We start from the raw sequence: 24,555 nt of genomic DNA on the forward strand, positions 1-24,555 counted from the left end.
TACTCCTTACATAAAATTAGGTGTGTGAGCCTTGCTTAAATCTAAGGCTAGCTCCTCATCAATACCGCACTCTACTAGCCTTTTTGTGCGATTTTTTTCCATTTTTTGCTTTAATGCCAGTACCTCCTCAAAACCTTGTGATATGCGCTCTTCCCCGCCCCCACGCAAAAGTGCCATAGATTCTAAAAGGAGAGTAGATTCTGAACTCTGTGCTGATAGGTAGTTTTTACGTTCAAAAACTACTTCTTTTAGCATATTGATTTTGGCGGGATTTTGGGCAAGGGAGTGCGTAATGTTGCTCATACCATAGCGCACATGCCTTGCCTCATCACGACGAGCAAGATACAATAAATGCGCGCTTGCCTCATCACCCAAAGCCCGAAAGCTCTCTTCTAAAAAAGCAAGTAAATCAATAAAAGTCCCCTCACCCATAACATGCAACAAAAAGCTAGATTTGAAATAATCTTTTTGCTTATAAAGGCTATAGAGGCTCTGCTGCGTGGCAAGTGTGGAGTACTGCACGCCAAGAGAAGTGGCATTGGCACGTTTAATGAAACTCTCAATATGGCGGGCTTCATCACCAATGATAGAAGCAAGCAAAAGCGGCACAGAGGTAAAATAAGGGGAAATCTGGGCTAAAAATTGGCTAGGGATATAAAGGGCAGAAAATTCATTTTCAACCAAATATGTCATAATTTGCGCTATAGCAAACTGCAATTTTGGGCTAAATGGCGGAATCTCCTGCCATTTGATGTCTTTAGAGGCATTCCAAGTGTGCTTTTTGGCATCTTCATAGATTTCATCTAAATGCGGGCTAAAGATTTCATTATCATGTTCATATCTAAAGTGATAATGCGGAGAGCCTGATTCTATACGCACGCCATACGGGGCAAGCCCTTGAGCATCTGGGGCGATATGAGGATGGCTAAATCGAGCAAAACGCGTGTGGGAGTGCTTTATGAATGTATAGACAAAATTACCCTTGCTATGCTTACTTAGACTTTGCTTACCTAAAAAGCCCTCACCCTTAAACTTTGCCCACACGCTTAAATCATACTCCAAATCATCTCTATTGCTTATCACTTCTATATATGCGCCATTTTCAGAGAGCAAAAAGGCATTTTCAAGACGTAAGAAAAAAAGGGAATCTAAGGGCAAATCACCGATAAAAAGACAAGATTTCATAAAATGGCTTTCAATTTAAGCGTATGCTTCATAAGAAGGCTTGTATCTTTCAACCTGAAAGGAATGTATGCGAAAATGGTATATGCCGTTTGCTTAAAATAATATTAGTGAATCTATTAAAGAGTCTTTAGTAGATAAGAGAGATTCTTCGGGCATAAAGCCCTCAGAATGACAAACTAACTTCCCTTGCAAGGTAATTTTATCTTGCGGGTTGGACTCATTGTCATGTCTAGCGGGAGTGGTAATGACCGAAGAATCTCTGTGGGCAACTAGTGATTCTTTTAGAGAGTCTTTGGTGTCATTAGTTTAATATCTTGGTTTGTGTGAAATCAATTCACACAAACCGCCTAAAGATTGACTTATAGCTAAGCTACGCTTATCTATCAAGTCTTTTTTAAGGTATGTCTTGCTTCACATAAACTAAATTCTTGCACACACCCTCAAAGCTTGACTAGTAAGCGCACTTTGTGCATTTATCAAGTCGTTTTTTAAGGGCTTTAAGTTGTCGCCTAAAAGCGCCTGTACGGGGGGCACTAACTTTTACTTTTCTACCCTTTTGGGTGGTTTGGGAATTCTAAAAAAGGTAGTTATTTTGTCATTCTGAGCCTTTAGGCGAAGAATCTCTAAAGGAATCACTAGTCGCCCACAGAGATTCTTCGCCTCCTACGCTCCCGCAAGAGGAGACAAAATAACGGAGTCGTTGGTGTTTTTAAAAGCAATTCTTTAGCCCAAGCCTAACATTAACAAAATCATCACTTCAAGCTAAACACCTTTTACCCTGCTTGCTTGAATAAAGCGCACCATATCATTTAGCACTTCTGCTTTATTTGGCTCATTTAATATCTCATGCCTTAAACCTGCATAGAGCTTCAAACTCACCTTAAAGCCACAATTTTCATAAGACTTGGCAATTTTACTCACACCCTTGCCAAAGTCTCCACAGCTATCATCGCTCCCGCTAATTATCAAAAGAGGCAAGTGCATGCCTCTAAGCCCTTTTGTATCATTAACAAAGCGCATACCCCTAAACAGCCCTATAAAACTCTTTAAACTAAAAACAAAGGAGCAAGCCTTATCTGCCTTGTATGCTGCTACTACTTGCTTATCGCTACAAAGCCACGCAAAGCCACCTTTAGAGCAATCCTCATCTTTATACTCTAAAAAGGCATTATTAAAGCTGCCAAAAGAAAGGCGATTGATAAAATGCTTCCCCCATTGTTTCAAGCCACATACATAAAGCCCCTTAGCCAAAAGCTCCCCTACAATCACCAGCCTATTGTACGCAGGAGAGCCAGAGAGAATAAGGGCATTTAGCTCATAAGGATATTGCTTGATATACGCCCGAGAGAGTAAAGAGCCCATAGAATGCCCCAAAAGCACATAAAAAGTAGGCTTGTAGCGCTCTTTAAGAGTGCAAGTAAGGCTATACATATCAGCCACAGCATATTCAAAGCCGCTTATCTTAGTATCTCCTCCCATTTCTCCCCACTCATGCGCTCTATCAATGCTCTTCCCATGCCCTCTGTGGTCATTTATCACTACAAGAAACCCAGCCTTAGCTAAACTCCTTCCCACCCATTCATATCGCCCCTTATGCTCGACCATACCATGAGCGATTTGGACAATACATACATCATCTAAATTTTGAGGCATATATACATCATAATAAATAGGCACATTATCCTTGCTTGAGTGGAAGCATTCATCTTTGTATATGGTGATTTCTTGCATTATTTTTATTCTCCTTAAGCCAAGATTGAAAGTGCTCTAAATCCCCATTGAAAGCATTTAAGTCAATATACCTCTCTCCACCAGAATACCCCTTAAGCACCGCCTTTGGGTTGTATTGCCAAAAGCTCCAACGATCTTTTGCAAAATGGACATTAAAGACTTTAGCGATAAAAGAATGCGGCGCAAAAAACACAGAGCGAATCCAAAGGGGGTAAGATTCAAATTGATTACGCAAATACATATCATAAAAGCTCGGTGTCGTATAGATAATGGGCTTCATCCCATAATGCTCCTCTAATCTTACAAGCAATACTTCTATCTCCCTATACACATCTTCTTTGGGCGGGGGGTTGCTTGCCTTTGAGCCATAAAACTCCACATCAACCACAGGAGGGAGTAGTTTCTCTGACATAAGTGGCGGGACTTGAGCGATGAAGTTTGCTGCTTGTGTGAGCCCGGGGGAATCAAAGCTAAAAAAGTGATACGCCCCCACATAGAGCCCTGCTTTTTGAGCATTTTTAAAATTTGAGGCAAACTGCTTATCTACCCAGCTACTGCCCTCTGTGGCTTTAATAAATGCAAAAGAAATATGCTCTTTGGCTAATATCTCCCAATCAATCTGCCCTTGATGAGCAGAGACATCTACGCCTTTCACGGGATAAGCCTTGAGGCTAGGCATATTCAACCACACCAAGCCATTATGTTGTAAGATAAAAAACACTCCACCTATAAGGCAAAGCACAAGGACATCAATAAGTAGCTTGCCTACTTTTCTCACTCTTTCTGCCTTGCATAATACTTCTCAAGTAAAAAGGCAGGCTGATAGGAAAGCTTTGCCTTACGCAAACCCTCAATGCCTAAGTCTTCCTCGCGATTGACATATAAAGTTTGGGGGAAGAGGTGTTTAAGCAAGGCTTGATTAATAGCCTGATATGCGCCATTAAAGGCAATGTTTGCCTTTTCAATATGTATAAGCGCGCAAGACTTTGCCCCAATCTCCTCCCCAAAGCTAAAGGCGACTATCTCCCCATCAATACGTAACAACCCACCCTGCAAACCTAAAGTATCAAAATACCTAAGCGCGTCATTTATGCCAAGATTCTCAAAATATAAGCCTTTATCATCGGCATTTGCATGTGCATACCATGCGTTATTTTGTGCTCTGAGCTCTTCTACATTCGCACTGCTAAGGGGCTCGAATTGTGTTTGTGGATATTGCAAATAAAAGCGATTAAGGTGGTTTTTCTTCTTATGGTATTTGCGCCCTGCAAGCTCAATGAGTGCATGTGTATGATAGATATAATCAAACCTATCACGTCTTGGTTCTATCTCAAACATATCTCCAAATTCCCCCTCTAGCTCCTCGCACTCATGCTTTTGCATAGAGGCAAACTCTAGGGGCAATCCTAAATGTGCATAATGCTTCAACAATAGCTCTATAATGGGCTTTTTATTGCCATCACCTAAGGGGTAGAATACAAAAGGATTCATATTAGGATATTGCGTTTGTATAATGCACTGATTTTGCACAATGGCATAGCTTATCTCTCTGGCATGCCGCCACATAAACATATTGGTAAAGTTTGTATCTGCAATGTGGCGATTTTTTGCATTTGTAAAAGGCAGCAAAAGTGCCCTGTCTTCTAATCCTAATGCCTTAAACTCTATCATGCCTCACTCTCTTATATCTGTGTAAATATAGCTCCCAAGCCATTTGATTTCATCACCTCTTTTTGCTAAAAGTCTTGTCAAGGGAGGGTCTTTATAATGCCCCTCACAATCGATAAAAAACCCTATGCCAAAGTTATCATCATTTCTCACAGGGCGAGAATCTATACGCGTGAGATTAATGCCCTCTCTCTCAAAATCCCCCAATAAACCAAACAAACTGCCCACTTGGTCGCTATCTTTGAGATTCACAAAAAGTGAGGTTTTGTCTCTCCCGCTAGGAGGAAGCTCAAAATCACTCACAATAATAAAGCGCGTTTTATTCTTTGTAGAATCTTCAATATGCTCAAACATAAGAGGGAGATTATAGATTTTACCCGCAATCTTTGAGCCAATGGCAGCACTATTGGGATTACTTGCTGCAAGTTGGACTGCCCTTGCTGTAGAATCTGTAGGTATTTGCTCGATGTGATGAAGATTATGCGCATTCAAAAAGTTTTGACATTGCCCAAAGGCTATATCTTTAGAAAAAATTTGCTTAATATCGCCCAAATGCTCGCAATTACTCAATAAGCTATGATGAATAGGCAAAATCATATCTGCAATAATTTTAAAATCAAAGCGTGCGAGTAAATCAACGCTCTCTCCCACCATGCCATTGGTGTTATTCTCAAGGGGCACAACGCCATATTTGACACGTTTAGCACATAAGGCTTCAAAAACCGCCTGTATGGTATTAAGCGGGATATATTCACTCAATGCCCCAAATTTCTGCTCTGCTGCCTGATGTGTATAGCTCCCAATAGGACCTAAAAATGCGACCTTTTGAGGGAGCTCAAGATTCCTTGAGAGGGCAAAAATCTCCTGATATATCGCCTCAATACCACGTATAGGCATATATTTACTTTGCTTTTTAGCTAACCGCTCTATAATTTCCCTCTCACGCTGTGGGCGATAAATCGCACTGCCATATTTATGCTTATGCTCACCTACTTGCATAATAAGAGCCATACGTTTCTCTAAAGCCTCAAAAATCATATCATCAACACGATCAATTTGCTCTCTCAAAGAGTGTAAGATACTTTCTTCTTCTTTCATTGTGCTCCTTTACTCCTATGCTCTTGGAGCAGCAAAGCCTCATCTTTTATCAAATCTTCAATAGATTCTCTATGTTTGATTAATCGCACATCTCCCCCTATATGAGCTACTTCAGCGGGTTTAAGGCGGGTGTTATAATTACTTGCCATGCTCATACCATATGCCCCTGCATTTTTTATCATCAATACATCTCCCGCACAAAGCGGTGGTAAGCTAATATCTTTTGCCAAAAAGTCGCTGCTTTCACAAATAGGTCCTACAACATCACATAAGCTCTCTTTTGTATCTTGGCTTGCTCTATACACGCACTCGATCTTATGGGTAGCATTATAAAGGGCTGGGCGCATAAGGTCATTCATCGCTGCATCGACAATCACAAAACGTTTTTTGCCATTATGCTTTTCATAAAGCACACTTGTGAGTAAAACGCCACTCTCCCCTACTAAAAATCTACCGGGCTCGCAAATAATCGTCAAATCAAGCCCATATAATGCCCCTAAAATGGCTTGGGCATACTGATATGGGTCAATGAGCGATTCATCACTATATCTTATACCAATGCCCCCACCCACATCAAAAAACTTCAAGTCAATCTTTAGGGCAAGGAGACTATGGGCAAGCTCGGCAATCTTTTGGGCTGCTTGCTTGAGTGGCTCTAGCTCTGTGAGTTGAGAACCTATATGGAAATGAATACCCACAGCCTCTAAATGGGGGGAGTTTTTAGCAAAAATGTACATTGATTTTGCTTGCTCTATATCTACGCCAAATTTATTTTCATGCAAGCCTGTGGAGATATAGGGGTGAGTTTTGGGGTCGATATTAGGATTCACACGTACTGAAATACGTGCGGGCTTTTTAGCACTTTGGGCTAAATGCTCTATACGTTTGAGCTCTGCTTCACTCTCAACATTCAAAAATAAAATATCGCTCTCTATGGCTTGTGCAATCTCGCTATCGCTTTTGCCCACCCCGCTAAAGATAATTTTATACTTTGGTATGCCTGCCTTTAGTGCGCGCTTCACCTCGCCAATAGACACACAATCCGCCCCGCTCCCAAGTGTGGCTAAATGATGAATAATAGAGAGATTTGAATTTGCTTTCAAAGCGTAGCAAATAAGCGATTTACGCGCCCTAAAAGCGTCTTTAATAGCACAGAATTTATCCGTGATATGAGCTAAATCATACACATAAAGAGGTGTTTGGTAGGTTTTAGCAAGATTAAGATAATCCACCATGTGCTACTCCTTTCATATCCTAAACTTACCTTGATTCTATTAATAATGAACATCATAGTTTGAATTTTAGCCACAATAGCATAATATTATGCTAAAATCCGCATTTTGCTTTATTGAATTCACATTGATTTCACAAGGGATTGCGATGGCTTTATCTCCTGATAGTGTTTTTATGCTTGTAAGTATATTTTGTGTAGCGCTGTTTGTGCTTATTGTTCTTTTATGGTTATTTGGTCCAACGCCTAAAAAGAAAGAATATCAAATACAAGAAATACCAACAAAAATTACTATTGAGGAGATTATGAGGACATTAGATAATCCAAAAAGTGATTTAACACATTTGCGCGAAGCGGTGGAGAAGTTTTTCACGCACTATAACGAGCTTGAGCTAAGCGATTATCGTAAAAAAAGCTTTTTGTTTGCCGTAGCTGTGCATAAAAATACCTCAACTGAACTTATCATTCGCACTGAAGAAGAGCTAGGCGTGCTCAATCCAGACTTAAAGCGAGAGCTTAATAAAACGCTTAATCGCGCCCTTGATGCAAGAAAATTCTAAACCATCCTTAGAAACTCCTTTTAGAATCACTAGCGAATCCGTTAGTTTGTCATTCTGAGGGAATGGTAATGACCGAAGAATCTCCCTTATCTGCTAAAGACTCCTTAAACGAGTCACTAGAAAGGCAGTTACTTTGTCATGTCTATAGCGAAGCGAAGAATCTCTGTCCGAGTCACTAGTCGCCCACAGAGATTCTTCACCCCTTGCAGGGGTTCGTGATGCCAAAATAATTTCCCTTGCGGGTAGCCAAGTTTGGCATCACGAGGGAGCACGAAGTGGAGGCGAAGAATCTCTTAAAGAATCACTAGTCGCTAAGAGAGATTCTTCGGTCGGGCGTTGCCCTCCCTCAGAATGACAATGAGTCCAATCCGCAAGACAAAATTACCTCACAAGGGAAGTTAGTTTGTCATGTCTTTGCTTTCGCAAGAAAGCGAAGAATTGCTCTTATCCGCTAAAGACTCTTTAATAGAATCGCTAGTCGCACTTTGTGGTAATTTTACTAGAGACTCTTCGCCTGTTTTATAAGCTCTAGACATAACAAACTTGGCTAGCACTTGGGGTTTAGAGTGTGAATTCTTCGCTCATTACCACTCCCGCAAAAGGCGACAAACTCACTTCCCCATTGTGGGAGATTAAATGTAGGCGATTAAATTTGTTGTGTGTGAGTTCTCTTAATGTTTCATTTGTGTGGGCTGAATGTCTTTATTATCAGCAAGATTATTGCTTTGTACCTTTTGTAAAAAATCTGCTAGGGCTAATGCTGCCTGCATATAGCTATGAGCGGATTTAGAAGTAGGCTCAAAAAATGTAATAGGCTTGCCATTATCTCCGCCTTCACGCACTTTAGGCTCAAGGGGGACTTGAGCAAGAATACTTGTATTATAGGCTTGTGCAAGCTCCTCAGTTGTGCCTTTGCCAAAAATATCATACTCCACACCACAATTTGGGCAAATAAACCCACTCATATTTTCAATAATCCCGGCAATGGGGATTTTAAGCTTCTCAAACATATCCAAACTCCTTGCGCTATCATCAAGGCTGACTTTTTGAGGTGTGCTCACTATCACGCCTGCACTCACCGGCACACTTTGAGCTAGAGTAAGCTGGGCATCTCCTGTGCCCGGAGGCATATCAATAACCAACACATCAAGCTCACTCCAAAGCACATCTGTAAGCATTTGCTCAATGGCACGCATAATCATAGGACCGCGCCAAATAAGGCTCTGCCCCTCATCATAGAGCACGCCCATACTCATCATTTCTATACCAAATGCCTTAAGCGGTATAAGCTTCTTTTGCGCCTCATTCACTTCTGCCTTCAAAGCATTAAGCCCAAGCATACGAGGGATATTAGGACCATAAATATCTGCATCAAGCAAACCTACTCTTTTACCTTGCTGGGCTAAGGCTATGGCAAGATTCACACTTGTAGTGGATTTACCCACGCCTCCCTTACCAGAGCTTACCATAACAAAATGTCTAATATGGGGGGCAATATTTTTACTTTGAGGTTCTTTGTGGGTTTCTCTCTGCGGGGGTGTCTTTGGCGGGTTAATCTCTACTTTAAGGCTTAGATTGCCTAAAAGATTGGCAAGCTTAGTAGAGATATTTACCCTTAGCTCATTACTGACTTCTTCTAGGCTTGAAGGTATATCCACGCGTATAAAGACTTCATTCTCACTCACACTCACTTCTTTAAGGAAACCAAAATCTACGATATTTTTTGAAAAATTTGGATAAATCACATCGCGTAAAGCGGCGGTAATCTCTTCTTTTGTTATCATATCTTTACCTTCTTTAGCTGATTAATGAGATAGCAAGAGAGCTGCAATAATGCTAGCTCCTAAAGCTCACGCCATATCTCCCCCCACCAATAAGCGCAAGCGTAATACAAGGAAGCAAAAAGAGTAATTGAGGCTCTATCACCCAAGCACCATGAGCATTCAGCGCAAAAATATCAAATCCCACAGCTGCATAAATAGCTACAAGCATACCTAGAGCCTCTATGATGGCTGCTATACGCACTTGATAACCAACTAAAATCATCAAGGGTGCAAGCACTTCAGTGATATATACACCATAAGCCAATACTCCGGGCAAACCACGAGATTCTATCATACCCTCAACTCCACCTATGCCGTGCATAATTTTGTAGATTCCATGAAAAAGCATAAGCCCACCTACGCACAAACGAAGCAATAATTTTGCTATATCTTGATTATAAAACATACCTATCCTTTAAGCGTAAAATAACTCGCAAGTATAGGGAATCTTGTTTAAACTATGATAAAATCAGCATAAAACCAAACAAATATTTGACATTGGATTTACCTCATGCTCCTTGCTATCTATAGTGTATGCGTGTTTATATTTATTGGCTATATGGCAAAACTCTTGCGTCTTGTAGGGAATAAACAAAGTGGCATTTTGCTTGGCTTTCTGCTCAACTTTGCTCTCCCTGCACAAATCTTTAATGGTACATACCATGCTCATATTGATATGACATTTTTATATGTATGCCTTATTAGCTTACTTTGCTCTCTAGGCGGGGGAGTGGCACTTTTTATCATTGCTAAATTGCTAAAGTTAGAGCGTAATTCTATGCTTACTCTAAGCTTTATGGGGGCTTTTGGCAATACGCTTTTTTTAGGATTACCCATTGTGCATGGCGCACTTGGGGAAGATTATGCTAATAAAGTAATCATTTATGACCAGATTGTTACAGGTATTCCCATTGCTTTTCTCGCCCCGCTGATTCTTAGTCTGGGTGGTAAGGGGAGCTTTAGTGCTAAAGCCATTGGCTTGCGGCTTTTTCAAAGCCCGCTTTTCTTAGCCCTGCTGTGTGGGTTAGCCCTTAAAACTTTGCCTATCAATATCCCCGATGAGCTCTTTACCCCGCTTAAAAGCCTAGCCCAGACTGCCACACCTGTAGCACTCTTTGCCATTGGGGTACAAATGAGCCTAAAAGGTATTAAGGAAGAATGGAAGCTCACTTCTATTTTGCTTTTGGGCAAAATGATTATCGCCCCGCTCTTGCTCTTTACTATCGTTTTCTTCAGTTTTGGCGGCTTTAGCGACTTGTGGCGTATGGCTTTAATCGAAGTAGCTATGCCTCCTGTAGTGAGCGCTGGGGCGATTGTCATTAAAGCAGGGCTGAATGGTAGGCTGGCTGTAAGCGCCATTGCTTTTGGAATCTTATTTAGCTTTTTTAGCGTGCCTTTATGGCTCGCCATCACATAATACTTGTATTATTTAACTTTTTTAATCATAATAAAGCCCTGCCATAGATTCTATATGGTAATTCTCAAATCTAAAGGAGGGAGTATGAAAACTCTACTTTGTGCTTTAAGTTTAAGTGGTGCTATCGCACTCTTTGGTGGCTGTGCAATTACTGGTGCAACCGGAGGATTTGTCTATACAAATACTACGCCTCCTATCACTGCAACTTCTACAGCAGGAGCGACAAAAGAAGGTAGGGCAACTTGTACAAACATTTTAGGGATTGTCGCTTATGGTGATTGCTCTGTGGATACAGCGGCAAAAGCAGGCAATATCTCTCAAATTAGAAGTGTTGATTATAACGATTGGAGTATTCTTGGTCTTTTTGCGACTACAACTACCATTGTTAAGGGTAATTAACACCTACTCCAATTTCCCAAAGCTAAAGCCCATTTGGGCAAGCTTAGGGACAACCTCCACAATCCCCGCATACGTATCACTTTTTGGTTTATTGAAATGATAGATAAGAATAGATCCATTGCGCACTTTTGAAAGCTGGCTTAATATCTGCTTTTTAGAAAAGCTCGCTCCGCCATCACCTAACACATCAAATCCCCCAATCTCATAGCCTAAATCTTTTAAAATACTCACTGCCACCTCATCATAATATGCCGTTCCAGAGCGGAAATAATGAGGCTTTTTACCGGTAAGTGAAGTAATAGTCTTATCATTTTCCATAACTTCATCATACACTTCTTTAATGGAATTTGTACCTGCAATATGATAAATACTCTTACCATTTACGCTTAAAGGGAGATGTCTGCTGCCGTGATTTTGTATCGAAAAGAGCGGATTTTGCGCTAGAAGGAGAAAATCTTGCAAATGCGCTTTAATCCAACGCTCATTAATAAATAAAGTCGCAGGGATATGATTGTCTATCAAATAATCCACCAACGCCCTATCATAGTCCCCACCACAAGCATCAAAGGTAAGATAAACAATCTTTTTATCTTTGCTTGGCAAAAGAGTGGTAACGCCATCTAAGTTCTCGCCCCAAAGCTTGGGGGATATATGGGCGTATTTTTGCTCTAAGCTTTCTAAAGTAAGGGGAGCTAAGGGCTTTGCCTTATAGAATCGATACACAAATACCGATAAAAGCGCAAATGCCCCTATAAGAATAAAGCTAATAAAAAAATGTTTTTTACTCTTCAATGGTATTTACTCCATTTGCAGTTTCACTGCCCCCTTGGCTCTCTTCTATATATGTCTCTTGTATTTGTATCATCGCGTTTATAAGCTCTTTAGCAATATTATGGCTAAAGCCCACTGCATTAAGCAAGGAAGTGCTATTTTGCACACTTAGCTCTTTTTTGTTGAGTAGCGATTCTATATAGAGAATAGAACTTTTATCCATTTGCTTAAAAGCCTTTTTTTGTGTCTTAAGCTTTATTATCGCCTCCTCTGGGTGCATATCTTGGTCTGTAATAATTCCATGCACATTGCGTAAAAGTAGGGCAAGCTGAACCCTTAGCTCATTATATTCACTCGCTAGAATCTGGTTTTTTGAAAGGCTATTTTTCTTCAAATTAGGCTGCAAAAGCTGCATATTTTTAATAGCCTTTACAATATGGCGAGATGATGAAGTAAGGAGTGCAAATTTACTCACATAAGCTTGCGTGTTTGTATAAGTTTGTGCTCGAGTAGCAAAATCAAGTATGGCATTAAAAAGCACTTTGATTTTTTTCATATAAAACACCTCTACATCTACATCTTCCTTTGCCCATATATTTTCTTTCAAAACCTCGTGAATGTCCCTCCCGCCTTTAATATCAACGCGAGAAAAGCCAAGTGTATGCGTGATAAGCTCAAAAGCATTATCATAAAGATGTCTTACCTCATGCTCTAAAGCCAAAAGTGCGGTATCTTGGTATTGCACAATGGCATCATTAATATAAAGTGGTCTATCAACTTGTGAATCTTTCTCTTTCATTATTTTTTCTAAAAGCAAGGCAATTTTAGGAATAAATGGAAGTAAAATCACCACTCCCACCAAATTAAAAAGTGTATGAAAGACCGCTATTCTTAGCACACTCTCTTCACTTAAGCCTATCAGTGAGGCAAGTGCGGTATTTACCCATACAAAATAATCAAAAGTAACAATCACAATAGCCACGATAAGGAAGTTAAAAATACAATTTGCTATGGCTAAACGTTTGCCATCTATGTTTGTGCTTAAAGAGGCGACTATAGCTGTTACCACACCGCCTACACTTGTACCAAGCGTGGCTGCTAGCGCATTCTCATAAGTCATACTCCCTGTAGCAAGGGCGGAGATAACAATCGTAAGAGTAGCATGAGAGCTCTGCACAATAGCTGTCATTAGCGCACCAAGCCCCACAAAAAGCAACACCCCTTGAATGCCCTCCATAGAATATTGCGAAAAATCTACAATCTCTTTATATTCCTCAAAGCCATCCTTAATATACCCCACACCTAAAAAGAAAAAGCCTATACCGATGAGAATCTGCCCCACGCCCTTAGCGGTTTTTGTGCTTTGGAAATTAAAAAGCACCCCACCCACAATCAGTGGCAAGGCAAGGGCGGAGATTTTCATACCGCTTACTCCAGCAATAAGCCATGAACCTGCACTATTACCCAAATTTGCCCCAAACATCACGCCAATACCTTGGGCTAAGCTCAACAAAGAGGCAGAAACAAAAGAAATAGAAAGCACAGAGACTAACGAAGAGCTTTGCATAATGGCTGTGGCTACCGCCCCAAAAGTTACACTCTTCAGTGCGGTATTGGTAGAAGTAGTGAGAAGATTCTCTAAAAATCCTCCATTGAAAGCACGAAATCCGCTTCCCAAGCTTAGCATACCAAAAAGCAAAATCGCTAGCCCCGCACTGACATTAGTCAGGGCATCGCTTGTGGAAACAAGATAAATGATAGCTATAATGCACAAAGGTATAAGATATTTTTGAAACATACATTCCCCCATTTCTAAAATGGGTGCATTATAGCCTTTAGGCTTAAATATTTGCCCCTTAAGTTGCAAATTCTCTTAATGGGCAACTGCCTCACTTGCGCCAATGCCACTCTCTGCGCGAAAATCTTGTGCCTTAAAGCCCGCTTTATCAATCTCTGCACGCTTAGAGGTATCAAGCTTTGAGATAATATATATGCACACAAAGCTTAGGGGCATAGTGAAAATCGCAGGGTGGTCATAAGGGAAAATCGCTGCTTCAAAGCCAAAGCTCTTCACCCAAATGCTCGGGCTTAAAATCACCAATGTAAGCACAACAATAAGCCCTATTAGCCCACCCCAAAATGCACCTTTTGTAGTGAGGTTTTTCCAATAAATACACAAAAACAAAATAGGGAAATTCACACTTGCAGCAATGGCAAAAGCAAGTCCAACCGTGAAAGCGACATTTTGCTTCTCAAATATAATGCCCAAAATAATCGCACATAGCCCAATGCCAATAGTAGCGATTTTAGTTACCCTCATCTCAAGTTTTGCATCACATACGCCATTTTTGCAGACATTCACAAACAAATCATGGCTTATAGCTCCAGCCCCAGCAATCGCCAAGCCTGATACCACAGCTAAAATCGTAGCAAAGGCAACAGCAGAAATAAAGCCTAAAAATATATCGCCGCCTATTACTTCAGCAAGATTAATAGCGACCATATTTGTTATGCCCTTATATGCTCCATTTGCATCGACAAACTGCTCATTTCCAAGCAATAACGCAATTGCCCCAAAGCCTATAATAAAGGTAAGGATATAAAAATACCCTATCAAACCTGTAGCATAAAACACCGATTTTCTTGCCTCTTTAGCATCTTTAACGGTAAAAAAGCGCATTAAAATATGAGGAAGTCCCGCTGTGCCAAACATCAAAGCTAGCCCTAAAGAGAGTGCGGAAATGCTATCAGAGAGAAAGCCTCCCGGAGACATAATAGCCTCACCTTTAGGATGATGATTTATCGCTTGAGAAAAGTAGTATTGCAAATCAAATTTTGTAAGATATAAAATCATAATTGCCATAAAGCTAGCCCCAGCCAAAAGCAAAATAGCCTTAATAATCTGCACCCAAGTAGTAGCATGCATACCTCCAAAGACCACATAGCATATCATCAGCACACCCACAAGCACGACCGCTACAGCATAAGGCAAGCCAAAAAGCACTTGAATAAGCTGCCCAGCCCCGACCATTTGCGCAATAAGGTAAAACACTATAACACTCAAGCCAGATATAGCAGAAATCACGCGTATGGGCTTTGCCTGAAGGCGATAGGCAGTAATATCAGCAAAGGTAAATTTGCCTAAGTTACGAAACTTCTCTGCAATGAGAAACAAAATAATAGGCCAGCCCGCTAAGAATCCAATCGAATAAATAAGCCCATCAAAGCCATTAGTGAAAACAAGCGCGGTAATGCCTAAAAAGCTTGCTGCACTCATATAATCTCCGGCAATGGCAATGCCATTTTGTGCCCCTGTGATATTCCCACCTGCTGTATAGAATCCACTCGCTGATTTGCTCTTTTTATTTGAGAGATATGTAATAAACAAAGTAGCAAACACAAAGGCTAAAAACATACCAATAGCCATAGGATTCACTTCAGCCATCGCCCCGCCTAAATCAATAGAAGCCCCATACATTGGGCTTAAAAACGCAAAAAACAAACACCATATTACTTTTATATCTTTCATTATTTATCTCCTGATTGCACATTTGGGTAATCTTTATAATACACCTCGCCATTTTGCAAAGATTCTATGAGGTTTTGCTCCTCTAATTGGCGTAAAATCTCATCTTGCTCTTTATCAAAATAAGTATTTGCCAAAAATGTATAAATCCCTGTAGCCACAATGCACAACACAATGAGTGAAATGCCTAAAAGTATGCCCAATGTAATAGAGCTTGGTCCCAAACGATAGCCCAACACATCGGGGAATAGCCCCACACCCAACACAAACGCATAATAGAGACAAAAAATCACTAATGATAAAATAAGTGAAATTTTGTTTCTTAAAGAAACAAATTGCCTAAAGCCGATAACAGATTTCCCCTGCTTTTCAGAGAGTTTCATTTCCTTTCTCCTTATGTATCAAAATGTATCATCTCATCAAATGAATGATATAATAAAGTATCATAAATTTTACTCTAGTAAAAATAAATAACAAAAAGTAACAATATACTTTTATCAAAGTAGCAAAAAGGTAACATTAAAGAGTAAAGAAAATTTAGCATATTGCATTATTTTGGCATTTTAAACAAGATTTCTATCCACAAAACACATATAATAACCATTCTTATATTATGTTGATGTTGTTTTGATGTGGCAATGTAATTTTGTTCTTTTAAAACCTTAAAGTGAAGTAAGAATCTCCCTTATCAAGGAGCCTTAAGAATTTTTGACACTTCATTTAAGCGATTTGGCAAAAATCGGGGAATATCGCACTTACATACACCTAGCCCACCCATATGCAGCGTAAGCAAGTCCCAAAGAGGGCAAAAATGTGTAAAAACGCAGCTAAGCACACTTTTTTAAGGCTTTGGGCACAGGAGGCAAAGTTTGGCAAATACTTCGCGGTTTGGGAATTCTAAAGAAGTAAAGCTAGGGCTATTGGGATTCTATAAAATGAAGTTAGTTTGTCATATCTAAAGCGAAAGCGTGAGAGCGACCGAAGAATCCACTAGAAAGGCAGCCACTTTGTCATTCTGAGGGAGGGCACAAGCCCGACCGAAGAATCTCTCAAGGAATCACTGGTTGCCCACAGAGATTCTTCACCCCTTGCAGGGGTTCAGAATGACAAAAAGTCCCCAACGTCTCCCAGCAGTGAGATATATTCTCATCACAGGATAAAATTAAATCGCACGAAGTGCTACCTCTTAAGGCGACGCCCTTGTGGAGGATATATAAGGGGGCAAGAGTATTATTGTGGGGTTGGACTTCGCGCACGAGCGAAGCTCTTGCCCCCCATTATTTTATAAAACTTTGCACATTCAAGCCCCTCCCCCTTATAGAAAAAGAAAAAAGAGAATCACCAGCGACTCCGTTAGTTTGTCATTCCAAGCCCCCAATAAAGGGCGAAGAATTGCTTTTAAAAACACCAAAAGGCACGACTAGTGATTCGGACAGAGCTTCGGCTTTTGCAAAGCCTCAGAATGACAAACTTGGCTACCCGCAAGGGAAACCCACACATAATAAACACCTGCAAAGGAAATTAGTTTGTCATTCTGAGGGAGCACGAAGTGCGACCGAAGAATCTCTAAAGGAATCACTAGTCGCCAAGAGAGATTCTTCGGTCGTTACACTCCCGCTAGACATGACAATAGTGGCAGAGTTTCTAGCAATTCTAACAGAGATTCTTCGCTTGATTCTCAAGCTCAGAATGACAAACTAACGACATTTACTAGAAATCCAAGTAGAAATGATTCACAGAAAGCCAAAAGTAATTCTTCGGCTTGCCTAAAGCTTACAAACTTAGCTACCCGCAAAGAAAGATTAAAATACTTCACCCTAAACCCTCTACATTCAGAGCTACATTCACATTCAAAGATAACTATCAATACACATAAGATACATAAACACAAGGAGCATACATGCCTATTAAAGACATTTACAAGCTAAGTTTTAGCCTTTATTGCATTATTAGTATTTTTACTTTTCTCATATATGGAGCCTTGCCGGCGATTCTAGCGGCAAATCATATCCCCCCACAAGAAATAGGGCTTTTATATATGGCATTTATCCCTTTTGTTTTGGGGTTTTTCTACTCTGGCTTTATGGAATCCTATCGCAAAAAACATCAAAACAACTTCAAAAAAGTCTATCGATTTTGCTCTTTTGCCATAGCAGCTTTATTTGTGGTGATAGCCTTTTTAGACCCTAATGATAATCTCTATCTCACTTTAATAGTGTTTTTCTTTATGAGTTTTTTAAGTGCGAGTGTGCTTATCTGCCTTAATGGCGTAGCCGTGGAGGAAACCAGCCTTGCACAAAAGCACACCATAAATACCATTATGCTTGTCTCTTCGGGCATAGGCGGGTGTTTGGGGATTATTGGAGCGCTTTTTATATATGAATATTATGGCTGGTTTATCACTCATCTCTGCCTTGGGGGCATTGTGCTTATCTGTGCGCTACTTGCCTTTAATTGTAATGGCAACCCTAGAATTAATCTTGCTAGCAAAGATTCTGTACTGAAAGCAATAAAAAATAAAACCTTATGGAAATATATGGGCATTCTCATTTGCTTTGTGCTGCCCTTAATGCTATGTGCCTCTATGAGTTCTGCCCTTTTAGTATATATTGGGCTTCCCTTGCAAGTAGTCGGGCTCCTTAGCGGAGTGCTAAACTGCGTAGCCTGCCTTGTAGCCTCGCCTCTTGTGCTCGGGCTTATTCGGGCTTTAGGCTTTAAAAAGGCGCTTCTTCTTACACTTATCTTTGAATCTTGCCTTATGCTTCTAATGGTGTGCAATATGCAAATATGGCAAAATCACTTTATTATTTTTATTACCCTTTTTCTTAATGGCTTGTGCTTTGGGGCACAATTTGTGTTTATGTATTCTTTAGGTATGCACTGGTGTGAAAAGAGCAGCCAATGCGGGGTGGATTTTAGCCTTCTAAGGATCAGTGAGAATCTAGGCTTTGTCGCTGCTGGCATTATAGCTAGCCAAATTATTGGCGCATTTGCGGGGGCTCAAACTTTAGAAAATCTCAATACAGAGCAAATGGGGGCTAACTCCGCTTATAGCGAGCTCTCCTTTGGCGGTATTTTAAGCAGTATTTTTACCCATAGTGGCGTAGATAAAGCCCTAGCAAATGGATATAGTGTCGTATTTTGCTTGGGGGCTATCATTTGTGTAGCAAGTATTTTTATTGTCTTAAGGAATAAAAGCATTTCTTAGAGTCCTTAAACCATTGATTTGATGTCTTGGTTTGTGTGAAATGAATTCACACAAACCGCCTGAAGTTTGACTTATAGCTAAGCCTTTGGGCTTATCTATCAAGTCGTTTTCTAAGGGCTTGATTATGAAATGCCAAAGCGCCTTGCGGGAGGGGGGCACTCCTATTAATTTGATGTCTTGGTTTGCAAAAATAAATTTTGCAAACCGCCTAAAGCCCTGCGGGGGGCACTAGTTTTGACTTTCTACCCTTTTGGGTGGTTTTGGTTTCTCGCCTGTGTGGTAAGGTGGTAAGTTTGTCATTCTGAGCCTTTAGGCGAAGAATCTCTAAAGGAATCACTAGTTGCCAACAGAGATTCTTCGGCTTTTGCAAAGCCTCAGAATGACAAGCTAACAACATTTACTAGTAATCCAAAAAGCAATTCTTCGCCTTCGCTTACGCCTTCCCACAAAAGCTGACAAACTTGGAGAGTCGCTGATGATTCGAGCAGAGTTATTGGATTTTAAAAGGCAGATTCTCAATTTATGCAAGCTAAAGTTACCATCCTATAAAAATCCTAGCAACTTTTATCATAATAGAGTATTTTGGCACTTTAGACTATCCTAATATAAGAATAATACTTACAATGCAATTTTATAAATCATTGTAAGGAGAAAATATGACTTCACACAAGAGAGGTATCGCGCGTCTTTTGGAGCTAAGCAAGCAAAAGGCTACAATGCTTATTCTTGCAGGTATCTTTTCAGGTTTAAGTGCTATCTTGCAGTTTGTGCCTTATTTTGCAAGCTATTTAATTGTATGTGAATTTGTGATAAATGCACATGATTTGAGTGCGGTGGATAGGGATTATGTGCTTTTGTGTGGCTTAAGCGCTATTTTAGCTGTTGTAGCTTCTATGGTGTTTGTTGGAGTGAGCTTTACTTTAAGCCATTTTGCCGCTTATAGAATCCTCTATAACATTCGCTTAGCCCTTTTAGGGCATTTAAGTTCCTTGCCACTGGGGTATTTTACTGCCACTACAAAAGGAGAAATACATAAAAATGTGCAAGAAAATGTCGAAAAAATAGAGAATTTTATCGCCCATAAGATTCCAGAATTTTTAATGACACTTATCGGGGCTATTGCTATTTTTGCCGTGTTTATATGGGCAGATTGGCGTTTTGGGTGTATTTGCATAGGGGTGTATATTTTCGCCCTTTTTGTGCAATTTAGTATCTACACAAAAGGCTCGATGAAAGAAGAGATTAAACGCTTTTTCTCTCATCAAGAGCAGATGAATGCCCGCAGCATTGAATTTGTGGATGGTATGAGCTTATTTAAGCTTTTTAATAAAAGTGCCTTTAGCTTTGCGAATTTGGCTTCAAGCATTTATGCCTATAGAGATTACACGCTAAGCTTTGCATATAAATGTATGCCTACTTTTGCTGTATTTAATCTCTTAATTAATTGTTTTATCTTTTTCATTCTACCATTAAGTGCGTTTTTGGTCGCAGAAGAGCCCTTAGATATTATGCTCGTGCTTACTATTGTGTTTTTTGTGATGATGAGTAATGGCTTAATCGCACCATTATTAAAGATTATGAATCTAAGTAGCGAGGTTATGCAAATTAATGAGGGCGTAGCTCGCATTGATACAATCTTTGCCCAAAAGCCTTTAAAAATCGCCGCTAATCCCATAGCCCCTAAGCATTTTGATATTACATTTGAGCATGTGAGCTTTGAATATGAGAATGGCAGGGAGGTTTTGAGTGATGTAAGTTTTAGCCTCAAAGAGGGTGAGCATTTAGTCATTGTAGGAGAAAGCGGGAGTGGGAAAAGCACTTTACTTACCTTACTTGCTAGATTTTATGATGTAAAGAGCGGTCGCATACTCATAGGAGGCGTGGATATTAGAAATATGAGTGAAGAGGGCTTGCTTGGGTGTTTGAGTTTAGTATTCCAAGATAGCTTTTTATTTATGGATACTTTAAGGGAGAATATCAAAGCAGGCTGCAAGGAAGCGAGTGATGAGCAGATTCTGCAAGCTGCAAGGCTTGCTCAAGCAGATGAGATTGTGCAAAAATATAGCCTAGATTGCCCCATTGGCGAGAGATTAGGGAGCGATGGTGTGAAATTAAGCGGCGGGGAAGCCCAACGCATTAACATTGCCCGCGCACTTTTAAAAGATTCCCCCATTTTATTGCTTGATGAGATTACTTCAAGCCTTGATACATATAATGAAAATGCCATAAATAAGGCACTTAAAGCACTTATCACCTCAAGTAAGAAAAGCATTATTATGGTAGCCCATAAGCTAGGGAGTGTGAAATATGCCCATAAAGTCGCACTTATGGATAAGGGGAGATTACTTGCTTTTGGCACACATAGGGAGCTTTTAGAATCTTGTAGTGAATATAAGCATTTATGGGAGCTGCATACGCGCGCGCAAAGCTGGAGTATTGAGAATAAATAGCACAAGGAGAGGAAATGGATTTATTACATATTAGAGATTTAACGCTCAATAATTTTAAGAGATTTTATACTTCTGTATTTTGGAGTGCTTTGAGTGACTTAGTGGCATTTTGTGGGATTTTTATCGTGCTTTTATTTGTAGATGTGATTTTGCAGCCATTTTTTGGAGGATATGAGGCGAGCTTGGGAGAATTACTTGGTATTTGCGCACTCGGGCTTGTGTATATGGTGATATATTTTTTCGCTCAAATCCCCGCATATAAAGCAAACTATGAAAGCACCTATAAATTTTCCGCACAAGGGAGATTAGAGTTAGCAGAACATCTAAGGAAGCTTCCATTAGGATTCTTACAATCACGCAATGCTGCGAGTTTAAGCCATAGCATTATGAATGACTTTGCAAGACTAGAGGGAGTGAATTCCCATATGCTGCCCCAAACCTGTGCAAGCCTTGTTGTCGTGTGTATCGTGTTTGTGGGGCTTTGTGTGTGGCATTGGCAAATGGCATTAGCATTTTTTGCCTGTGTGCCTTTAGCTTTGGCGATTTTACTCCTTGTACGCTATATCGCAGATGGTCTAAGCACCTCTCATATGCGCTCTGTGGTTTGTGCAAGTAATGTCATTAATGAATATATTGATGGCATTAGCACGATTAGGGCAAACCTTATGGGCGGGGCTAAATTTGCACGTTTGGAATCTGTCTTTGATACATTAAGGAGAGAGAGCATACGTATTGAAGTATCGCTTATGCCCTTTGCCTTAAGCATTCTCTCATGTATGGGTGCGGGCATTGGTATTATGGTTATGGTAGGCAGAGGGTTTTTGTTAGATGGGGAGCTAAGTGTGATAGAGTATATTGCATTTTTACTGCTTGGCTCAAAGGCATTTGTGCCATTAATGACTTTTTGTGTGAATTTCATTGAATTACAATATTTTGCAAAATCTGGGCAAAATATTCTCTCCTTGCTTCAAGCCCCTGTGATTAGCGGGCAAGATAAAGATATACCAACAAGTAATGATATAAGGCTAGAGCATGTGAGCTTTGGCTATAAGGCTAAGCAAATGGTGCTGCATGATATTTCTTTACACATTAAGGAAAAAAGCTCTGTTGCTATTGTAGGGGATAGCGGAAGTGGGAAAAGCACTTTAGTAAAACTCATAGCACGTTTTTATGAGCCAAGCAGCGGGAAGATTTATATAGGCAAAAAAGGTGAATCTAAAGATATAAGCACATTAGATTATGAGAGTTTCATAGCTAAATTTTCTATGGTATTCCAAGATGTATATCTCTTTGGCGGGAGTGTTGAGAGTAATTTAAAATTTGCTAAAGAAAATGCTAGTAAAGAAGCCATTGAAGAAGTGTTAAAAAAGGCAAATGCACTTGAATTTGTGCAAGAGATGCCAAATGGGATAAATACCAATATGAGCGAAGGGGGTAAAAGTCTAAGCGGAGGGCAAAAGCAGAGATTAAGTATTGCTCGATGTTTGCTAAAAGACGCTCCTATTGTCTTACTTGATGAGATGACTTCAAGCCTTGATGTGAAAAATGAATACGCCTTGCAAAAGGCTATAAATGCCTTGAGTAAAGATAAAACAATTATTATCATCGCCCATAAATTGCGCTCTATTACGCATTGTGATTGCATTATTTATTTGGAAAAAACCCCCAAAGGTAGCATTATTGCGGAATCTGGCACACATAAAGAGCTTTTAGCTAAGGGTGGTAAATACGCACAGGCTTTTGCCAATGAAGCTTCAAGCATTCATATATAAGATTGCATAATAAATACGCATCTCATTTACTCTCTAAGCACATTTAAAATGCTATATTTTGGGCAAGGAATTATTTTATTGCAAAGGTTGTATGATGAAAGAGGTGAGTAAAGCTTTACAATGTATTTTCTGCTTGATATGTGTAGCATTCTTTAGTGCCTGTGGTTCTAAAGATGTTAATCCCCTTGCGGGTATGATAGGTAAGCCTAATGACGCAGACCCGCTTAAAATTGGCTCAAAGCCAACTATTCCTGCTAAGCAGCCTTTCCCTAAACTGCTTGTGGGGAAAATCTACTTCCCTAATGAAGAAAACAAAAATTTCACTACTCGGGCACGTCCAAAGCTTGATAGAGAGACCTTAGAGCTCGATATAGCAAAGCTTAAAACACAAGATAAGCTCCTTTTAGCCCAAGCACCAAATGTGCCTATAAGCGATTGGGTCTCCCTTTTATCCCCTGGTGGGGCGGCACTCACCGTGTGGGCATTAGCTCAAGGAAATTGGCTCTGGGGCTATACACTCATTGATAGCGCAGGTTTTGGTGGGGCTCGAGTATGGCGTTTCCACTTCTTCCCTAATGATGAAGTGCTTATTGAAAATGGCAAAACAGGCACTTGCGTAAATGCCTATAAAAATGGCGTTATCCACTCTGCATGTAATGAGAAAAATAAATACCAACGTTTCAAGCTTATTCCTATGACAAATGAGGCATTTATGCTTAAAAATGTGGGTATGAATAAATGTCTTCAAACCCCTATAGGCAATGTTTTTGGTGATTTCCATAAGGTGAGTAGCATATTTCTTAGCTCCTGTGCTGCTGGGGCAAATTTAGACCAGCAATGGTATGTAGTCGCTCCGCCATTTTTAGTGCGCCCACTTTATAAAAAACCATAACCACAAGGAGTATATATGAAGAAATTGTTATGTTTATGTTGCTTTTGTGTCTCTTGTCTTTTTGGCAATATTGATGATTTTAAGATTGCCACTTGGAATTTGCAGGGCTCATCAGCAAATACAGAAAGCAAGTGGAGTGTCAGCGTGCGTCAGCTTGTAACAGGCGATAATGCCGTTGATATACTTGCCATTCAAGAGGCAGGTTCGCTCCCTAGTAGTGCTAATCCCACAGGGAGAATTGTGCGCTTAAGTACTGAAATTGCTGTGGAGGAATATATGTGGGATTTAGGCACAAGATCCCGCCCTGATAATGTATTTGTATATTATGCGCCTGTTGATGCAGGGGCTAATCGTGTGAATCTTGCCATTGTCTCACGTATGAGGGCAGATGAGATTATTATTTTACCCCCACCAACGGTGGTTTCTCGCCCTATTGTTGGCATACGCATTGGCAATGATGTGTTTTTCTCAATCCACGCTCTAGCTAATGGCGGCACAGACGCACCTGCTATTGTCAATGCCGTGTTTTCACATTTCACTTCTCGTCCAGAAATTAACTGGGTTATTGCTGGAGACTTTAATCGCTCTCCTGATTCTTTACGTCTTGACTTGCGTTTGGAAACTCGCGTACGCACTACATTTGTCGCGCCAAATGCCCCCACACAAAGAAGTGGCGGCACGCTTGATTATGCTTTAGTGGGGAATTCTAGCGGGGCACTCCCTACAACGGCTTTAGCAGCGATTTTAATGCTTGCAAATTTTAGAACACAGCTTGTTTCAGACCATTTCCCCGTTAATTTTAGACGATTTTAGGCAAAGGAGTA

At 40.2% G+C, this 24,555-nt stretch carries 22 protein-coding genes; 9 read left to right on the forward strand and 13 right to left on the reverse strand.

Features of this window, described 5'->3' with window-relative positions; translation table 11 throughout:
• Positions 1 to 6: 6 nt before the first annotated feature.
• The 6 genes from CQA63_RS00085 to lysA form a co-directional block, all read right to left on the reverse strand.
• Positions 7 to 1,185: a ferritin-like domain-containing protein gene (locus CQA63_RS00085; RefSeq protein WP_104699809.1), complete on the reverse strand. Its 1,179-nt coding sequence runs from the start codon at positions 1,183 to 1,185 to the stop codon at positions 7 to 9.
• Positions 1,186 to 1,947: 762 nt separating this feature from the next.
• A complete protein-coding gene (locus CQA63_RS00090; protein ID WP_199770690.1) occupies positions 1,948 to 2,916 on the reverse strand; it encodes an alpha/beta fold hydrolase in 969 nt (322 codons plus the stop codon).
• Positions 2,888 to 3,694: a glycoside hydrolase family 25 protein gene (locus CQA63_RS00095; RefSeq protein WP_233706596.1), complete on the reverse strand. Its 807-nt coding sequence runs from the start codon at positions 3,692 to 3,694 to the stop codon at positions 2,888 to 2,890. Before CQA63_RS00095 ends, CQA63_RS00090 begins: the two co-directional genes overlap by 29 nt.
• Entirely contained in the window at positions 3,691 to 4,587 is an 897-nt protein-coding gene (locus CQA63_RS00100) for a DUF2156 domain-containing protein (protein ID WP_104699810.1), read from the reverse strand. The genes CQA63_RS00095 and CQA63_RS00100 overlap by 4 nt, the downstream gene beginning before the upstream one ends.
• Before the next feature lie 3 nt (positions 4,588 to 4,590).
• Complete coding sequence (locus CQA63_RS00105) at positions 4,591 to 5,682, reverse strand: bifunctional chorismate mutase/prephenate dehydratase (protein WP_104699811.1); 1,092 nt, start codon at positions 5,680 to 5,682, stop codon at positions 4,591 to 4,593.
• A complete protein-coding gene (gene lysA / locus CQA63_RS00110; RefSeq protein ID WP_104699812.1) occupies positions 5,679 to 6,917 on the reverse strand; it encodes a diaminopimelate decarboxylase in 1,239 nt (412 codons plus the stop codon). The genes CQA63_RS00105 and lysA overlap by 4 nt, the downstream gene beginning before the upstream one ends.
• A 145-nt stretch (positions 6,918 to 7,062) precedes the next feature.
• Here lysA and CQA63_RS00115 point away from each other — a divergent pair, with 145 nt between their 5' ends.
• A complete protein-coding gene (locus CQA63_RS00115; protein WP_104699813.1) occupies positions 7,063 to 7,473 on the forward strand; it encodes a hypothetical protein in 411 nt (136 codons plus the stop codon).
• A gap of 671 nt (positions 7,474 to 8,144) precedes the next feature.
• On the opposite strand, the gene CQA63_RS00120 is transcribed toward CQA63_RS00115, so the two are convergent.
• Both CQA63_RS00120 and CQA63_RS00125 read right to left on the reverse strand, forming a co-directional pair.
• The gene (locus CQA63_RS00120) at positions 8,145 to 9,257 is read right to left on the reverse strand and encodes an Mrp/NBP35 family ATP-binding protein (protein WP_104699814.1); all 1,113 of its coding nucleotides are present in this window, start codon (positions 9,255 to 9,257) and stop codon (positions 8,145 to 8,147) included.
• Positions 9,258 to 9,309: 52 nt separating this feature from the next.
• Positions 9,310 to 9,702 (reverse strand): DoxX family protein, encoded by a 393-nt coding sequence (locus CQA63_RS00125; RefSeq protein WP_104699815.1) that lies wholly within the window; start codon positions 9,700 to 9,702, stop codon positions 9,310 to 9,312.
• 105 nt (positions 9,703 to 9,807) lie between these two features.
• Here CQA63_RS00125 and CQA63_RS00130 point away from each other — a divergent pair, with 105 nt between their 5' ends.
• A complete protein-coding gene (locus CQA63_RS00130) occupies positions 9,808 to 10,713 on the forward strand; it encodes an AEC family transporter (protein ID WP_104699816.1) in 906 nt (301 codons plus the stop codon).
• Positions 10,714 to 10,797: 84 nt separating this feature from the next.
• Complete coding sequence (locus CQA63_RS00135) at positions 10,798 to 11,112, forward strand: TRL-like family protein (protein ID WP_104699817.1); 315 nt, start codon at positions 10,798 to 10,800, stop codon at positions 11,110 to 11,112.
• 3 nt (positions 11,113 to 11,115) lie between these two features.
• Here CQA63_RS00135 and CQA63_RS00140 read toward each other — a convergent pair whose 3' ends face one another.
• From CQA63_RS00140 to CQA63_RS00155, 4 genes are all read right to left on the reverse strand, one after another.
• Complete coding sequence (locus CQA63_RS00140) at positions 11,116 to 11,904, reverse strand: polysaccharide deacetylase family protein (protein ID WP_233706597.1); 789 nt, start codon at positions 11,902 to 11,904, stop codon at positions 11,116 to 11,118.
• Complete coding sequence (locus CQA63_RS00145; protein ID WP_104699828.1) at positions 11,894 to 13,681, reverse strand: Na/Pi cotransporter family protein; 1,788 nt, start codon at positions 13,679 to 13,681, stop codon at positions 11,894 to 11,896. The genes CQA63_RS00140 and CQA63_RS00145 overlap by 11 nt, the downstream gene beginning before the upstream one ends.
• A gap of 75 nt (positions 13,682 to 13,756) precedes the next feature.
• Positions 13,757 to 15,412: a cation acetate symporter gene (locus tag CQA63_RS00150; protein ID WP_411710156.1), complete on the reverse strand. Its 1,656-nt coding sequence runs from the start codon at positions 15,410 to 15,412 to the stop codon at positions 13,757 to 13,759.
• On the reverse strand, positions 15,412 to 15,792 hold the full coding sequence (locus CQA63_RS00155; RefSeq protein WP_104699819.1) for a DUF485 domain-containing protein: 381 nt from the start codon (positions 15,790 to 15,792) through the stop codon (positions 15,412 to 15,414). The genes CQA63_RS00150 and CQA63_RS00155 overlap by 1 nt, the downstream gene beginning before the upstream one ends.
• A gap of 793 nt (positions 15,793 to 16,585) precedes the next feature.
• On the opposite strand from CQA63_RS00155, the gene CQA63_RS00160 reads away from it, so the two are divergent.
• Complete coding sequence (locus tag CQA63_RS00160; RefSeq protein WP_147288695.1) at positions 16,586 to 17,110, forward strand: hypothetical protein; 525 nt, start codon at positions 16,586 to 16,588, stop codon at positions 17,108 to 17,110.
• Between the two features lie 199 nt (positions 17,111 to 17,309).
• A complete protein-coding gene (locus tag CQA63_RS00165) occupies positions 17,310 to 18,617 on the forward strand; it encodes an MFS transporter (protein WP_104699390.1) in 1,308 nt (435 codons plus the stop codon).
• Between the two features lie 208 nt (positions 18,618 to 18,825).
• Here the strand turns inward: CQA63_RS00165 and CQA63_RS09335 are convergent, their stop codons facing one another.
• Positions 18,826 to 19,014: a hypothetical protein gene (locus tag CQA63_RS09335; RefSeq protein WP_147288696.1), complete on the reverse strand. Its 189-nt coding sequence runs from the start codon at positions 19,012 to 19,014 to the stop codon at positions 18,826 to 18,828.
• Positions 19,015 to 19,273: 259 nt separating this feature from the next.
• Between CQA63_RS09335 and CQA63_RS00170 the strand changes: the two genes are divergently transcribed.
• From CQA63_RS00170 to CQA63_RS00185, 4 genes are all read left to right on the forward strand, one after another.
• Entirely contained in the window at positions 19,274 to 21,067 is a 1,794-nt protein-coding gene (locus CQA63_RS00170) for an ABC transporter ATP-binding protein (RefSeq protein WP_104699391.1), read from the forward strand.
• A 14-nt stretch (positions 21,068 to 21,081) separates the two neighbouring features.
• Positions 21,082 to 22,839, forward strand: a complete 1,758-nt coding sequence (locus tag CQA63_RS00175) for an ABC transporter ATP-binding protein (RefSeq protein WP_104699392.1) — start codon at positions 21,082 to 21,084, stop codon at positions 22,837 to 22,839.
• Positions 22,840 to 22,930: 91 nt separating this feature from the next.
• Positions 22,931 to 23,731: a toxin gene (locus tag CQA63_RS00180; protein WP_411710116.1), complete on the forward strand. Its 801-nt coding sequence runs from the start codon at positions 22,931 to 22,933 to the stop codon at positions 23,729 to 23,731.
• A gap of 15 nt (positions 23,732 to 23,746) precedes the next feature.
• Complete coding sequence (locus CQA63_RS00185) at positions 23,747 to 24,544, forward strand: cytolethal distending toxin subunit B family protein (RefSeq protein ID WP_104699394.1); 798 nt, start codon at positions 23,747 to 23,749, stop codon at positions 24,542 to 24,544.
• Positions 24,545 to 24,555: the final 11 nt, after the last annotated feature.

Source organism: Helicobacter marmotae (assembly GCF_003364255.1).
Classification (GTDB): domain Bacteria; phylum Campylobacterota; class Campylobacteria; order Campylobacterales; family Helicobacteraceae; genus Helicobacter_C; species Helicobacter_C marmotae.

What these genes read in the sequence shown, in the direction of transcription:
- CQA63_RS00180 (WP_411710116.1), top strand. Translation starts at nt 22,931, where the DNA reads ATGATGAAAGAGGTGAGTAAAGCTTTACAATGTATTTTCTGCTTGATA.
- CQA63_RS00105 (WP_104699811.1), bottom strand. Translation starts at nt 5,682, where the DNA reads ATGAAAGAAGAAGAAAGTATCTTACACTCTTTGAGAGAGCAAATTGAT.
- CQA63_RS00150 (WP_411710156.1), bottom strand. Translation starts at nt 15,412, where the DNA reads ATGAAAGATATAAAAGTAATATGGTGTTTGTTTTTTGCGTTTTTAAGC.
- CQA63_RS00100 (WP_104699810.1), bottom strand. Translation starts at nt 4,587, where the DNA reads ATGATAGAGTTTAAGGCATTAGGATTAGAAGACAGGGCACTTTTGCTG.
- CQA63_RS00125 (WP_104699815.1), bottom strand. Translation starts at nt 9,702, where the DNA reads ATGTTTTATAATCAAGATATAGCAAAATTATTGCTTCGTTTGTGCGTA.
- CQA63_RS09335 (WP_147288696.1), bottom strand. Translation starts at nt 19,014, where the DNA reads ATGTTGTTAGCTTGTCATTCTGAGGCTTTGCAAAAGCCGAAGAATCTC.
- CQA63_RS00145 (WP_104699828.1), bottom strand. Translation starts at nt 13,681, where the DNA reads ATGTTTCAAAAATATCTTATACCTTTGTGCATTATAGCTATCATTTAT.
- CQA63_RS00155 (WP_104699819.1), bottom strand. Translation starts at nt 15,792, where the DNA reads ATGAAACTCTCTGAAAAGCAGGGGAAATCTGTTATCGGCTTTAGGCAA.
- CQA63_RS00120 (WP_104699814.1), bottom strand. Translation starts at nt 9,257, where the DNA reads ATGATAACAAAAGAAGAGATTACCGCCGCTTTACGCGATGTGATTTAT.
- CQA63_RS00175 (WP_104699392.1), top strand. Translation starts at nt 21,082, where the DNA reads ATGGATTTATTACATATTAGAGATTTAACGCTCAATAATTTTAAGAGA.
- lysA (WP_104699812.1), bottom strand. Translation starts at nt 6,917, where the DNA reads ATGGTGGATTATCTTAATCTTGCTAAAACCTACCAAACACCTCTTTAT.
- CQA63_RS00130 (WP_104699816.1), top strand. Translation starts at nt 9,808, where the DNA reads ATGCTCCTTGCTATCTATAGTGTATGCGTGTTTATATTTATTGGCTAT.
- CQA63_RS00135 (WP_104699817.1), top strand. Translation starts at nt 10,798, where the DNA reads ATGAAAACTCTACTTTGTGCTTTAAGTTTAAGTGGTGCTATCGCACTC.
- CQA63_RS00090 (WP_199770690.1), bottom strand. Translation starts at nt 2,916, where the DNA reads ATGCAAGAAATCACCATATACAAAGATGAATGCTTCCACTCAAGCAAG.
- CQA63_RS00115 (WP_104699813.1), top strand. Translation starts at nt 7,063, where the DNA reads ATGGCTTTATCTCCTGATAGTGTTTTTATGCTTGTAAGTATATTTTGT.
- CQA63_RS00085 (WP_104699809.1), bottom strand. Translation starts at nt 1,185, where the DNA reads ATGAAATCTTGTCTTTTTATCGGTGATTTGCCCTTAGATTCCCTTTTT.
- CQA63_RS00165 (WP_104699390.1), top strand. Translation starts at nt 17,310, where the DNA reads ATGCCTATTAAAGACATTTACAAGCTAAGTTTTAGCCTTTATTGCATT.
- CQA63_RS00170 (WP_104699391.1), top strand. Translation starts at nt 19,274, where the DNA reads ATGACTTCACACAAGAGAGGTATCGCGCGTCTTTTGGAGCTAAGCAAG.
- CQA63_RS00185 (WP_104699394.1), top strand. Translation starts at nt 23,747, where the DNA reads ATGAAGAAATTGTTATGTTTATGTTGCTTTTGTGTCTCTTGTCTTTTT.